General features: G+C 46.3%; 13 protein-coding genes. 9 read left to right on the forward strand and 4 right to left on the reverse strand.

Annotated features, from left to right (window positions below):
• Positions 1-2: 2 nt before the first annotated feature.
• Genes sufC through EXU57_RS04560 form a run of 3 tightly spaced genes read right to left on the reverse strand, consistent with a single transcriptional unit; the run spans position 3 to position 2,587 of the window.
• Positions 3-764, reverse strand: coding sequence for a Fe-S cluster assembly ATPase SufC (gene sufC, locus EXU57_RS04550; RefSeq protein WP_133267007.1), 762 nt, complete (start codon positions 762-764; stop codon positions 3-5).
• Between the two features lie 21 nt (positions 765-785).
• Entirely contained in the window at positions 786-2,231 is a 1,446-nt protein-coding gene (sufB, locus tag EXU57_RS04555) for a Fe-S cluster assembly protein SufB (protein ID WP_133267008.1), read from the reverse strand.
• A gap of 29 nt (positions 2,232-2,260) precedes the next feature.
• A complete protein-coding gene (locus EXU57_RS04560; protein WP_133267009.1) occupies positions 2,261-2,587 on the reverse strand; it encodes a HesB/IscA family protein in 327 nt (108 codons plus the stop codon).
• Between the two features lie 1,397 nt (positions 2,588-3,984).
• Between EXU57_RS04560 and EXU57_RS04565 the strand changes: the two genes are divergently transcribed.
• The 3 genes from EXU57_RS04565 (at position 3,985) to EXU57_RS04575 (ending at position 8,930) form a co-directional block, all read left to right on the forward strand.
• Positions 3,985-4,416, forward strand: coding sequence for a hypothetical protein (locus tag EXU57_RS04565; RefSeq protein WP_133267010.1), 432 nt, complete (start codon positions 3,985-3,987; stop codon positions 4,414-4,416).
• A 175-nt stretch (positions 4,417-4,591) separates the two neighbouring features.
• Positions 4,592-5,854, forward strand: coding sequence for a serine hydrolase (locus EXU57_RS04570; RefSeq protein WP_243745506.1), 1,263 nt, complete (start codon positions 4,592-4,594; stop codon positions 5,852-5,854).
• A gap of 97 nt (positions 5,855-5,951) precedes the next feature.
• Positions 5,952-8,930: an FAD-binding and (Fe-S)-binding domain-containing protein gene (locus EXU57_RS04575; RefSeq protein WP_133267353.1), complete on the forward strand. Its 2,979-nt coding sequence runs from the start codon at positions 5,952-5,954 to the stop codon at positions 8,928-8,930.
• A gap of 289 nt (positions 8,931-9,219) precedes the next feature.
• Here the strand turns inward: EXU57_RS04575 and EXU57_RS24980 are convergent, their stop codons facing one another.
• Positions 9,220-9,378, reverse strand: coding sequence for a hypothetical protein (locus EXU57_RS24980; protein WP_165958031.1), 159 nt, complete (start codon positions 9,376-9,378; stop codon positions 9,220-9,222).
• A gap of 11 nt (positions 9,379-9,389) precedes the next feature.
• On the opposite strand from EXU57_RS24980, the gene EXU57_RS04580 reads away from it, so the two are divergent.
• From EXU57_RS04580 to EXU57_RS04605, 6 genes are all read left to right on the forward strand, one after another.
• Positions 9,390-10,154 (forward strand): SDR family NAD(P)-dependent oxidoreductase, encoded by a 765-nt coding sequence (locus tag EXU57_RS04580; RefSeq protein WP_133267011.1) that lies wholly within the window; start codon positions 9,390-9,392, stop codon positions 10,152-10,154.
• Between the two features lie 61 nt (positions 10,155-10,215).
• Positions 10,216-11,073, forward strand: a complete 858-nt coding sequence (locus tag EXU57_RS04585) for a fumarylacetoacetate hydrolase family protein (protein ID WP_133267012.1) — start codon at positions 10,216-10,218, stop codon at positions 11,071-11,073.
• Positions 11,074-11,076: 3 nt separating this feature from the next.
• Entirely contained in the window at positions 11,077-11,958 is an 882-nt protein-coding gene (locus tag EXU57_RS04590; RefSeq protein ID WP_243745508.1) for an amidohydrolase family protein, read from the forward strand.
• A gap of 36 nt (positions 11,959-11,994) precedes the next feature.
• Entirely contained in the window at positions 11,995-12,783 is a 789-nt protein-coding gene (locus EXU57_RS04595; protein WP_133267013.1) for an SDR family oxidoreductase, read from the forward strand.
• A gap of 69 nt (positions 12,784-12,852) precedes the next feature.
• On the forward strand, positions 12,853-13,695 hold the full coding sequence (kduI, locus tag EXU57_RS04600) for a 5-dehydro-4-deoxy-D-glucuronate isomerase (RefSeq protein ID WP_133267014.1): 843 nt from the start codon (positions 12,853-12,855) through the stop codon (positions 13,693-13,695).
• A 127-nt stretch (positions 13,696-13,822) separates the two neighbouring features.
• On the forward strand, positions 13,823-14,161 hold the full coding sequence (locus tag EXU57_RS04605) for a cupin domain-containing protein (protein ID WP_133267015.1): 339 nt from the start codon (positions 13,823-13,825) through the stop codon (positions 14,159-14,161).
• Positions 14,162-14,318 lie beyond the last annotated feature (157 nt).

Here is a 14,318-nt window from a genome sequence, read left to right on the forward strand (position 1 = left end):
TTTTATACCGGTTGTTCCCGGAAAGATTCCTTAAGCCAATCGTATCCCTTTTCTTCGAGTTCTAAAGCAAGCTCTTTAGTGCCTGATTTGATGATACGACCGTCGTACAAAACGTGTACAAAGTCGGGAACGATGTATTCGAGCAATCGCTGGTAGTGGGTGATCAGGATGAAAGCATTATCCTTCGACCGAAGTTTATTCACGCCATTCGATACAATTCGAAGAGCATCGATGTCGAGTCCGCTATCGGTTTCATCGAGCACGCAGAGTTTTGGCTCCAGCATAGCCAGCTGAAATATTTCGTTACGCTTCTTTTCACCACCTGAGAACCCTTCGTTTAAAGAACGGTTTACAAGCTTGGCGTCGAACTCTACAAGCTTCTGCCTTTCCTTACTCAATTTCAAAAACTGTTTCGCATCGAGTTGGGGGAGCTTACGATAAGCCCGGATTTCGTTGAGTGCGGTACGGAGAAAATTGATGTTTGAAACCCCGGGAATTTCAATTGGGTACTGGAAAGCCATAAAAACGCCTTCCCGTGCCCTGTCCTCAGGCGACATTTCAAGTAGATCTTTACCGTCGAGGTCAACCTCACCTTCGAGGACTTCATAATTGTCCCGTCCGGCCAATACAGATGCAAGAGAGCTTTTGCCAGAACCGTTTGGGCCCATTATGGCATGCACTTCGCCGGCATTTACCTTAAGGTTGATGCCTTTAAGAATTTGCTTGTCTTCTACTCTTGCATTCAAGTTTTTAATCGTCAACATTGTTCCTGCTGTTTATAGTTTTTAACCAACACTTCCTTCCAAAGTAATGGATAATAATTTTTGGGCCTCTACGGCAAATTCCATAGGAAGCTGGTTAAGTACTTCTTTAACGTAACCATTTACAATTAGTGCAACCGCCTTTTCACTATCAATACCTCTTTGGTTAAGGTAAAATATCTGGTCCTCACCAATCTTCGAAGTGGTGGCTTCGTGTTCCACCATTGCGGTGTTGTTCCTTGTTTCGATATAGGGGAAAGTATTTGCACTACATTCCGCACCCAATAGAAGTGAGTCGCACTGGGTAAAATTTCGGGCATTGTCCGCCTTTGCACCAACCTGAACCAACCCACGGTAGCTGTTATTGCTATGGCCGGCGGAAATACCTTTCGATATAATCCGGCTGCGGGTGTTTTTACCAATGTGGTGCATTTTGGTGCCGGTGTCTGCTACCTGTTTATTCTTAGTAACCGCAATTGAATAGAACTCACCGGTAGAATTATCACCTTGCAAGATGACTGCAGGGTACTTCCAGGTTATGGAAGAACCGGTTTCAACCTGTGTCCAGGAGATTTTAGAATTCGCTCCACGGCAAACGCCACGTTTTGTAACGAAGTTATAGATACCGCCACGCCCTTCCTTATCACCGGGATACCAGTTCTGTACAGTAGAGTACTTAATCTCTGCTCCTTCAAGAGCGATCAGTTCAACTACTGCTGCGTGCAACTGGTTTTCGTCGCGCATAGGAGCTGTACAACCTTCGAGATAGCTGACATAGCTACCCTCGTCAGCAATGATTAGTGTGCGCTCGAACTGGCCGGTATTTTCGGCATTGATCCGGAAATAAGTAGAGAGTTCCATTGGACAGCGTACACCTTTCGGAATATACACAAATGAACCATCGGAGAATACGGCTGTATTCAGCGAGGCAAAGATGTTGTCGGAATGGGGTACAACCGAACCCAGGTATTTTTTTACCAGGTCAGGATACTCCTGCACGGCTTCTCCAAAAGAACAGAATATTATGCCCATTTCTTTGAGCTTGCCTTTGTAGGTGGTAGCCACCGATATACTGTCGAAAACAGCATCGACTGCTACGCCCGATAGTACTTTTTGTTCATTCAGCGGTATACCCAACTTTTCGAAAGTTGCAAGCAACTCGGGGTCAACCTCGTCCAGGCTTTCGTATTTCTTTTTTGTACGTGGGGCGGCATAATAAGAAATGCCCTGGAAGTCCATAGGAGGTAAGGTGAAGTTTTGCCAGGTTGGCATATCCTGCCGTAGAAAAGCTTCATAGCCTTTCATCCTCCATTTGAGCATCCATTCTGGCTCATTTTTCTTTTCAGAGATATACCGGATCGTATCTTCATTCAAGCCATTTGGAGCCCGGTCCATTTCGATATCGGTAATAAAGCCGTACTCGTATTCCTGTGTCGTAATATCCTGGATCAGTTGATCGTTTGTTTCCATTTCTATGTTCTTTAAAGCAAGTCAATTAATTAAACCGCGAAGCTTTCTCCACAACCGCAGGTGCGTGAAGCATTGGGATTGTTGAAAACCAATCCCTTCCCATTAAGTCCTCCGGAATAGTCTAATTCGGTTCCATATAAGTAAAGAAGACTCTTTAGATCCACAACAATTTTAATTCCTTTATCCTCATAGATTTCGTCGCCTTGTTTTAGCTCAGAGTCGAAATTTAGTTGATATTCCAGTCCTGAACAACCACCGCCTTTTACCCCTACTCTGACAAATGTTTCGGATCCTTGGTTTTTATCAGCCATAAGTTGGTTGATATATTCTTTTGCATGGTCTGATACTTTGATCATAGCTAACCTTATTATTTGTATTAAGTATATGTTTAGAGATTAACACCTTCCGTCACCGTTCATGCGCCTCTTCTCCCGATAGTGTCAAACTAAATGCCTGAATCTACAATTGAACAAAGGTGTAATAATGGCAGTAATTCCGGTTGAAAAACATCGAAAAACAACCCTGATCGATCATTATCAACACCTTACGGGTGATGATATTCCAGCATTCGTGTTAGGTCTCTGATGCAAAGGTACTTCATGTTTTGTTGGTCTATTGCTAAATTGTAAAGATGTATAATTTGAGTTGTTAAACTTTTACCATACCACAGGTAAAGTGCAAATCTATCATTTCAGAAACTGGTGTAAACCTGGTGCGCAGAATTTGCGCCCGGAGTCAACAATATGTACGAATTGCAGGTACTATTGGCTTCAACATATGAAACCGGAGCAATAGTTCGGTCGTAAATGCCGGCTGATAACGACAAGTGAATAACCTGCCCTTCACCCCCTGTCGTGCATTCCTGGGATGCATTCCTGGGATGCCTTACCTCCAACCTTTAACCTCTGTTCAGGCGTGAATTGCTATCTGCTTTTCTTCAACATGGAGTGGGCCAATCTCCGATGTGCTTCCCCGGTACTAACATATACTAAACGCAAATGCAGTGGTGTAGTTTACCTGCGTGCTGGCAACTGCGTGAAAGCTTTGGTAAAATATCCTATGTCAAAGTTTATGGGTGGTTAATCAAGAAAAGCAGCTCACCCTCAGCACAGGTGCGTGGACAGCGGAAGCCGCAAGTCGCCAAAATTGCAATAAAACTTGTTACCCGTTTTCTTTCTTCTGGGTACCCGGTTCCAGGTTCTTAAGGTCATACTTGCGCCGGGAACAATTCGAGACTTGATAAAACGGTAGCCCCGCTTACCATATTACCCAACTTTGGAAATAATGAATTTTTTGAAACAGTACAAGAATTCATGTATTGGCAATTAAAGCCGAACAATGAACTGCCTGTTAAACTGAGCGTAGCAACGATGTCGCCACAGCAAACAAAAGCTGGTCACCAAAAAAACCTTTGATAAAGGAGCTTTGTGTTAAATATACATAGTATGCTTAAAAAAATATTAAGGTTGGGCGTAATAAAAATCTTTTCCTGAAAGTCAGTGCTGGTGCGGCTTTCAGGATTTGCCTCACCCGTTAAGCATGCCAGATCATTGAAAAACATGGTTGTATAGCGGATATTCCGTGCCATATCTTCGTTCCGGATTTGATGTTATGCTTTACCTGAAAGCAACATTTTAATTACCCCTACTTCACATTGCCTGCCCTTTTGCCTGCCTTTTTGCTGCCTTAATTATTGCCTGCTGTGGTTGCTGCTTATAACCGCTTTTATTTTTTTAATTAAAATCAAATAAACATGAAAACACATGTATCAGGCAGTTTATGTTCAATGCTGAAAAAACTTTTAGCTCCTGCCGCTTTAATGCTTCTTTTATCGGCAATGGCGCTTCCCGTGGCTGCAGCCGACAAAAATGCAAAATCAGATTCACCGGTAGAAGTTAAATACCTCGGCCAGGTTGATGCAAACCCTGTTTTCCAGGTTGACATCAATAATGACCTGGAAGATGATGTATACCTTTCTTTGAAAGACCTTGATGGTAATGTGATTTATTCTGAAAAATTCAGGGACAAAAAGCTTTCAAGAAAATTTCAACTTCAATCTCACGATGGAAGTAATGTAATGATGGTACTTAACTTATACTCCAAAAACAAAAAAGGAAGTGAGACCTTCGAAATCAGTAATGTAACTACAGTTGTGGAAGACCTGGTAGTTACCAAACTTAGGTAGTTGCACTATATCACACATGAGAGAACCCGTGCTGTTCCTTAGGCACGTGGACAAGCGCTTACAAAGAGATTTTCTTGTAAGCGCTTTTTTGTTTATTATTCGTGTTCATAACAAAAGTTGGCCTTGGAACGGGGTTAGCGTGCCGCACGTACCCGCTCATTAAATCAATTACAATTTGCCCAAATCATTATCTCACTTATTGCTGATTGTTTGCCTTATGCTCGAGCACACGAATGGTATTGCTCAACCTAAAAACGATGCTTTCCTGAGGGATCTTTTGCTGGCAAATCCTTCACCGGTTTTGCAGCGGGTATTGGCACAACCCGACACCTTTCAATACCAGGTGATTTATACCCAAATCGATCGTAACAAGAAGGGGGTACCTTCTTTTAAGTCGTACTACCTGAATGTTGACCGCAACCGTTATTTTAACCCGGCCTCTACGGTCAAGCTGCCGACAGCGCTTGCGGCATTGGAAAAACTTAATAAGCTAAAGATCAAAGAACTGGATAAGTCAACTTCAATGCTTACCGACAGCTCCTTTCCAGGTCAGTCAGCAGTATTAACCGATCCTTCGGCAAAATCAGGTTTGCCGTCGATAGCGCACTATATAAAAAAGATTTTCCTGGTGAGCGATAACGATGCCTATAACCGGCTGTATGAATTCGTGGGGCAGGAGGAGTTAAATACCATGCTCTGGAAAAAAGGCTATAGCGATGCCAGGATAACACGCCGGTTTGTTCGAATGACACCGGAAGAAAACAGGCATACAAATGGGATCAGGTTTATGCAAGGCGGTAAGCTCGTGTACCATCAGCCGCCGGCAACAAGTGCGGTAAAGTTTGATTTCAGCAGGCAGATACTGGTAGGTAGGGCGCATTACGACCGCGATGAACGCCTGGTGAATGCGCCGATGGATTTTACTGCCCATAATAACCTGCCACTGGAAGACCTTGAATTGATGCTTCGTTCGGTGATCTTCCCCGAGTCGGTTCCTCTATCCAGGCGGTTTGACCTTTCTGCTGCCGACTACCGGTTCTTGCACCACTATATGGCCGCGTTGCCCAAGCAAAGCGATTTTCCGAAATACGATACGAAAGAATTCTTTGACAGCTATACCAAGTTCTTTTTCAAAGCTGGTAAAGGGTCCGTTCCCGCGGATATTTACATTTTCAACAAACCCGGCTGGTCGTATGGCTTTTTAACGGATTGTGCCTACGTGGCTGACGCAAAAAACAAGTTTGAATTCCTGTTGTCCGCAGTGATATATGTAAATGAAGACGGCATACTCAACGACGATAAATACGAATACGAGCAGGTTGGATACCCTTTTTTCAGGCAGCTATTTGAAACAATTTACCAGCATGAATTAGAGCGGCCGAGGAAGTTTGCGCCGCAGTGGCCAAAGGACTTTATACCCGGATCATCAAATCCGTAGCGTAAGCCCGGAGTGTTGCTGCCAAACAGGCCTGTCGCATGCTTCAACATACCGGTGAAAAACGATACTATCAAACAGCCTATTTTTGCCGCGATTTATGAACCTGAAACATTCTAAGAATAATCCACGGCTTCGCGGCCTCGCAAATGAATTCGATGGTGAATTGTATTACGACGACCGGATGCGCATATTATACGCGACAGATGCCTCTGCTTATCGTGAACTTCCGATGGCGGTTGCTATGCCGAAGTCGGTTGGAGCGATCAAGCGATTAATCGAGTTTGCCCGTGAAGAGAAAACGTCGCTGATACCCCGAACGGCAGGCACCTCGCTGGCCGGGCAGGTTGTTGGCAATGGTATTGTGGTGGATGTATCCAAATACTTCACCAAGATTCTTGAACTGAATAGAGAAGAAGGCTGGGTACGTGTACAACCCGGCGTCATCCGGGACGAGCTTAACCTCTTTTTGAAACCGCATGGGCTGTTTTTTGGCCCGGAAACCTCAACCGCCAACCGGGCAATGATTGGTGGAATGGTGGGCAATAATTCGTGCGGCTCTAATTCGATTGTTTACCGCAGTACCCGCGAACACCTTATCGAAGTGAAGGCGCTGTTAAGCGATGGATCAGAAGTTACTTTCACCAGTCTCGACCTCGAGGCTTTTCACGCGAAGTGCGAGGGCCAGGGGCTCGAAGCTAACATTTACAAAACGGTTCGCAGCCTGCTGGGCAACTACGATAACCAACAGGAAATACGGAGCCAATTTCCTAAGAAAACAGTAGAGCGTCGGAATACAGGTTATGCGGTAGACCTGTTACTCGAAACCGCTCCGTTTACCGCTGGTGGTCCCCAATTTAATTTCTGCACGCTGATCGCTGGCTCAGAAGGTACCCTTGCTTTTATTACAGAAATCAAGCTGAACGTTGTGGCCCTGCCACCGAAAAATGCGGGGTTGTTGTGCGTGCATTTTAACACCATTGATGAAGCGCTGCGTGCAAACCTGATTGCACTTAAATACCGGCCGGGTGCAAGCGAACTTATTGACCACTATATTCTGGAATGTACCAAAGACAATATCGAGCAGATACAGAACCGGTTTTTTGTACAGGGTGATCCGGGGGCCATCCTGGTTGTAGAATATTCCAGGAGCACAAGAGAAGAAGTGGAGGAGGTAGCAAGACAGGTAGAAGCGGAGATGCGGGCAGAAGGACTAGGTTATCATTTTCCACTACTGTTTGGTGACGATACTAAGAAGATCTGGACCCTGCGTAAAGCGGGCCTTGGTTTGCTGAGTAACCTGCCGGGTGATGAGAAGGCCGTTCCGGTTATCGAGGACACTGCAGTAGACGTAAACGATCTTCCTGCTTACATTCGCGACTTTAACGATATCCTGAAAAAATACGACCTGTACTCGGTGCACTATGCTCATGCAGGCTCGGGAGAAATTCATCTTCGACCGATCATAAATCTTAAAACGCCTGAAGGAAACAAGCTGTTTCGCCTGATCGCGGAAGAGATTGCTACGCTGGTAAAAAAATATGATGGCTCGCTCAGTGGTGAACACGGCGACGGCCGGTTGCGGGGAGAGTTTATCCCGCAGATGATTGGCGTAAAAAATTATGCGCTGCTTAAACAAATTAAACACAGTTGGGATCCGCAAAACATTTTTAATCCCAACAAAATTGTCGACACACCGTCGATGAATAGCATGCTCAGGTATACCCCGGGCCAGCAAACACCTGCTTTTAAAACCGTTTTCCGTTACCAGAACCAGGACATTCTACAGCATGCCGAACAATGTAATGGGTCCGGTGATTGTCGAAAAACAGAGTTGTCTGGCGGAACCATGTGCCCTTCGTTTATGGCCACACGCAGCGAACGGGATACCACCCGTGCAAGAGCAAATATTCTTCGGGAGTTTCTGACGCATTCCGATAAGCTGAACCGTTTTGACCACGACGAAATCAAAGACGTTATGGACCTTTGCATCAGCTGCAAAGGCTGTAAGTCAGAGTGCCCGTCGAACGTGGATATGGCTAAACTGAAGGCTGAATTCCTGCAACATTACCAGGACGCAAATGGGGTTCCTTTCCGCTCGAGGTTAATTGCTAATTTTTCTACATCGGCGAAGTTGGGCTCCCTGGTGCCGGGTATGTATAATTTTGTAATGACCAATGGAGCAATCAGTAAACTCGTTAAAACTGTTGCGGGTTTTGCGCCTGATCGCTCGATGCCGACCCTTTACAAAACTACCCTGTACAAGTGGTGGCAAAAACACCGGAAAACGCTCAAGCGTGCAGGCTCAACACCTGCCGCAAATAAGACCCCAAACCGGGTCGTTTACCTGTTTTGCGACGAATTCACCAACTATAACGATACGGAAATCGGGATCAAAGCCATCCTGTTGCTGGAAGCATTAGGATATGAAGTGCTTATTCCAAAACACGAAGAAAGTGGCCGTGCATCCTTGTCGAAGGGGCTGCTGCGGGATGCTAAAAAGATTGCGCAAAAAAACATTTCGCTCTTAAGTCCCCTAATTTCTGAAGAGACACCTTTGTTGGGGATCGAGCCATCAGCTATCCTGACTTTCCGCGATGAATACCCCGATCTTGCTGATGACGATTTGCTTGAAACAGCTCGGACGCTCTCTTCGAACGTTTACATGATCGAGGAGTTTCTCACCAAAGAACTTGCTAAGGGGAACATCAGCCAAACACGGTTTAGCAATGAAGGTAGACTGGTGAAGTTGCACGGGCATTGCCAGCAAAAAGCCTGGGGCGCACTGTCGGCCTCAGTAAACATGCTTTCCATTCCTGCAAATTACAAGGTCGAAACCATTCCATCGGGTTGCTGCGGAATGGCGGGTTCGTTTGGATATGAAAAAGAACACTATGCTATCTCGCAGCAAATTGGTGAACTCGTACTGTTTCCTGCTGTCCGAAATCAACCTTACGAAGTCATTATTGCAGCGCCGGGCACGAGTTGCCGTCACCAGATAAAAGATGGTACGGGTAAGAAGGCCAAACACCCGGTAGAAATTCTCTTTGATGCGCTGGTGGAGAGGCCGGAATTCTAATAGCGTTGAGCGTTAAGTATTCAGCGTTATGAGTTAAGCGTGGGGTCAGGAATTATGAACTTAGCATGATGAATTAAGGGTGCGCCTGGTATGCAATCCCTAACTAGAATTTCAGCTGATGAGGAGTAGCTAATAATCATGCGTCAGCTTAACGTTTTAGAATGTAGTGGTCTTTACGAATACTAAAGCCTCTGCGGGTCTCTTTAAGGTGCTACCCAATAACATTAGTTTACAGGTCTTACTTTTGGCAGCACAAATTCAAAACATCATTATTTTTGAAGCCTGCCGGTTAACGGTAACTGTGCCCAACTACCCGCGTATCATCAACTGCTTGCTGACCATACCACAATTCTTTGCGCACAATCCGCGGATGCTTTTCAGCGAGGCAGGCATGCGCATCGTACATCAGCAATCCCTGCAGGTATTCTTCACTTTGTGCTCCAACCAAAACAATCAATTATGTTCAGACTCGATGGAAAAATTGCAGCCATAACAGGCGGCGGAAGCGGCATAGGAAAAGCGGTTGCGAAAATATTTGCGCAGCAAGGCGCTACAGTGCACATCCTCGACATGTCGGGCGACAATATCCTTTCAGCCATTGCTGAAATCGAGCAGGCAGGCGGAACAGCGGTTGCACATTCTTGCGACGTCAGTAACCAGGAACAGGTGCGTATGATCTTCGAAAATATAGCCGGGCTGAAGATCCTGGTCAACAACGCCGGTATTGCACACGTTGGTAATGTTGAAAACACCAGGGAAGAAGACTTTACCAGGTTGTTCAATGTAAACGTAAAAGGTGTTTACAATTGCATGCATGCGGCAGTGCCTATATTAAAATCAAATGGGGGCGGAGTTATTTTAAACCTTTCTTCTATTGCGGCCATGGTTGGCATACCCGACCGGTTTGCTTACAGCATGACAAAGGGGGCGGTTCATGCAATGACCCTTTCTGTGGCCCGCGATTACCTGCATGATAATATCCGCTGTAATAGTGTATCCCCTGCAAGGGTACATACCCCTTTTGTTGATGGTTTCATCAGCCGGAACTATCCGGGCAGAGAAGCGGAGATGTTCGACAAGCTGTCAAAGTCGCAACCCATCGGTCGTATGGGGCTGGTTGAAGAAGTTGCTAATCTCATTCTTTACCTCGTTTCCGATGAAGCATCCTTTATCACCGGCAACGACTACCCGATCGACGGTGGCTTTTTAAACCTCAACAATTAATCCTGTACGCAGCAGGAGTGATTATATTTGACCATCCTTCAAGTAAGCAAAAATTCTATTCATGAAATTAATCCGCTTCGGTGAACCCGGAAACGAAAGACCGGGAGTAATTATCAACGACAAAAGGTATGATGTTTTTGACTGGATCTCGGACTACAACGAAGCGTTTTTTGAGCGGGATGGATTGGTTCAGCTCCAGGAACTCGTAAATGATCGTGCCGGTGAACTGCACGAAGTGCCGGGTGATGTACGACTCGGTCCGCCAATGGCCCGTCCTTCCAAAATCATCTGTATCGGGCTGAATTATGTAGATCATGCAACGGAAACGGGTGCGGCAATTCCTAAAGAACCCATCATCTTCTTTAAGGCCACTTCTTCAATCGTTGGGCCCAACGATAATGTGGTTATTCCGCGGAACAGCCAAAAAACCGACTGGGAAGTGGAGCTTGCCGTAGTCATCGGCAAAAAAGCTTCTTATGTTGACGAGGCCAATGCAATGGACTACGTTGCCGGGTTCTGCCTGCACAACGACTACAGTGAACGCGAGTTCCAGCTCGAGCGCGGCGGCCAGTGGGTGAAGGGGAAAAGTTGCGACACGTTTGCACCACTAGGACCATTCCTGGCAACCCCCGACGAAGTTCCTGCTATTGATAACGCACGGGCATGGCTAACCGTAAACGGCAAAAGCATGCAGAATGGAAATACCTCGAACCTGATCTTCAAAATTCCTTTTCTGATACATTACCTGAGTAGTTTTATGACCCTGCTACCGGGCGACGTAATTTCAACGGGCACACCGGCCGGGGTTGGACTGGGCTTTAATCCACCTCTATACCTTCAACCAGGCGACGTAGTCGAACTGGGTATCGATGGACTGGGAAGTTCAAAACAACAGGTTGTGGCTTATCAAAAAAATTAGTGTATGGAAACATCATCCGCAATCGCTAACGGGGAGCTTCAGCATTCAACCGCATTGGGCATTGATGCCCACCAGCATTTTTGGAGCTTCAACGCTGCCCGCGATACCTGGATTACCGATGAGATGGCGGTTATACAACGCAATTTTCATCCTGCAGACCTCAAGCCCTTGTTAACGGCAAATGGGTTCGACGGCTGCGTTGCCGTACAGGCCGACCAGTCTGAAGAAGAAAACGAATTTCTGATTGAACTTGCAGCCAGGAACCACTTCATCAAGGGTATTGTGGGATGGGTCGACCTTCAGGCAGATAACGTGGCAGAGCGACTTGCCCATTACACCCAATTTCCGGTAGTCAAAGGTTTCCGGCATGTACTTCAGGGCGAAGCCGACCGGGCCTTTATGCTCCGGCCTGCTTTCATGCGGGGTATAGCCGCACTTAAGCAATTTGATTATACCTACGACATTCTTGTTTTTCCCGATCAACTCAAGCATGTAAAAACGTTTGTGGCCGAATTTCCGGATCAGCAATTTGTCATCGATCATATTGCAAAACCACGTATTAAAGATGGGATCATCGAAGACTGGAAACTGGATATCATGGAGGTGGCCGCGTATGATAACGTCAGTTGTAAGATCTCGGGTATGGTAACCGAAGCCGACTGGCAGGGACAATCTGCGGAAGATTTCCGACCCTATATCGACGTTGTTGCCGATGCATTCGGACCCGACAGGATCATGTTTGGGTCAGACTGGCCGGTATGCCTGGTTGCGGCATCTTACAATGACACAGTCAACCTTGTTCGCGAGTATTTTTCCACTTTCACTCAAGCAGAACAGGAGGATTTCTTTGGCGGTAATGCACGCCGGTTTTACAAATTATTATAACAATTAGCCTGGCTCAACTAAATAAACGTAAAGCTTATGGATCTTCAGTTAAATGACAAAGTAATTATTGTTACAGGTGGTGCAAAAGGAATTGGGGAAGGAATTGCAAAAGTACTGGCCGGCGAAGGCGCCATTGCATGTATCATAGGCAGAAATGAAGAAGACAATAACAAGACGGTAGCAGAAATCGGGCAGTCTGGTGGTAAAGCTTTCCAGGTTGTTGCAGAACTCACCGACCCTGCGGCATGCGAAGCAGCAGTTAAAAAAGTAGAAGCGCGGTTTGGTCGTATTGACGGGGTTGTAAATAACGCTGGCGTTAACGATGGGGTAGGGCTTGAAAATGGTAATTACGAATCCTTCATCGCCTCCCTCCACAAAAACGTGGTCCACTACTTTCTCGTTGTGCAACATGCTTTACCAGCACTCAAAAAGTCTGGCGGCGCAATCGTAAACATCGGTTCCAAAACAGCAGAAACCGGCCAGGGTGGAACCTCGGCGTATGCCGCCGCAAATGGCGGCCGTAATGCACTTACCCGCGAATGGGCAGTCGAGCTGCTCAAATACAACATTCGTGTAAACGCCGTGATTGTTGCCGAATGCTGGACCCCACTCTACGAAAAGTGGATCAACGGTCTACCAAATAAAGACGAGAAGTTGAAAGACATCACGTCTAAAATCCCGCTTGAGAACAGGATGACCACATCCGGGGAAATCGCCAATATGGTAGCTTTCCTCCTTTCTTCCAAATCAAGCCATACCACCGGCCAGCTGATCCATGTCGATGGGGGCTATGTTCACCTCGACCGGGCACTTGCCAATGCATAACATCCCTCTGGCACCTTCCGGTTGGTAGGGTGCAGACTAACTTTATTTCACACATATTAATTCCATAGCATGAGTAAAACGCTTCCAATCCTTGCGGCAATAGGTCCTAACGAGACCAAAAGTCTTGACTCAAACGGTCTGCGGGCAAACTTTCTTCTCGGCGACATTTATCAAACGGATGAGCTGAACCTGGTTTATACCCATTACGACCGGCTGATTGCAGGCGTTGCAGCGCCCGCTGGTAAAACCCTCGCACTGGATACTTTTGAGAACCTTAAGATGGAAAACTTTCTCGACCGGCGCGAGATCGGCATCATCAACGTAGGCGGCGACGGAAAAGTGACCGCAAACGGTCAAACATACGAGCTTTCGCGCCTCGACTGCCTGTATGCAGGTAAGGGCGCAAAAGACATCACGTTTGCTGCGGTTTCTCCTGAAAATCCACCCGTATTTTTCCTGTTGTCCTCACCGGCGCACCAGGAGTATCCTGTTACTTTTATGAAGGGCAACGATGCTTCACCAATGACCATCGGTTCTTCTGCAACTGCTAATGAGCGTACCGTTTACAAATACATCTACAACGATGGTATTCAGAGTTGCCAGCTGGTAATGGGGCTTACCCGTTTAATGGAGGGTAGCGTTTGGAACACCATGCCCGCACACGTGCACGATCGCCGGAGCGAAATCTATTTTTATTTCGATGTTCCAGCGGAACATGGGGTAATGCACTTTATGGGTGAGCCACAACAAACCCGGCACATGGTGCTCAAAAATTTCCAGGCCATTGCGTCACCAAGCTGGAGTATACATTCCGGTTGCGGAACAAGCAATTACAGCTTTATCTGGGGTATGGGCGGCGAAAACAAGGAGTACACCGATATGGATGTATGCCCAATCACCTCATTAATTTAATTTTTTTGGGCCGGGCGGGTGATCTTTTTTCAACATCGTTGCGTCGCACACTTGTACGGCAAACCTTTCTTGAACAACAAGAAACCCTTGTATCCGCCCGGCTTTTACTTACCTGAAATTTAACCTAATGCAAAGCAGTGAATTCCAGTTTGAAAATGAGATTGGTTGGGAGTATCCGGCGCCTGGTATCAAACGCCAGCTATTTGGCTACGACGATAAAGTGATGCTGGTAAAAGTGAGTTTTGAGAAAGATGCGGTAGGCGCCCTGCACGAACACTACCATTCGCAGGTTACCTATGTAGAGAGTGGTGTATTTGAAATGACCATTGGCGACCAAACCCGAACCATAAAAAAGGGTGATGGCTATTATGTTCCGCCGCACGTACTGCATGGGGTCGTCTGCCACGAACCGGGCATGCTGATCGATGTTTTTAGTCCCATGCGGGAGGATTTTTTGCCGGTTTAGGTATTTAAGGGATTGGCGAATTTCGAATTGGCGAATCGAGGAAAGGTATTGGGTATTGAGGTATTAAGGTAATAGGTATAAGGTATTGAGGTATTTGAGAATTGACGAATTTCGGATTGGCGAATTGGCGAATTGAGGAAAGGTATTGGGTATTGAG

The sequence above is a fragment of the Segetibacter sp. 3557_3 genome, from assembly GCF_004354985.1.
In the GTDB taxonomy this organism is placed as follows: domain Bacteria; phylum Bacteroidota; class Bacteroidia; order Chitinophagales; family Chitinophagaceae; genus Segetibacter.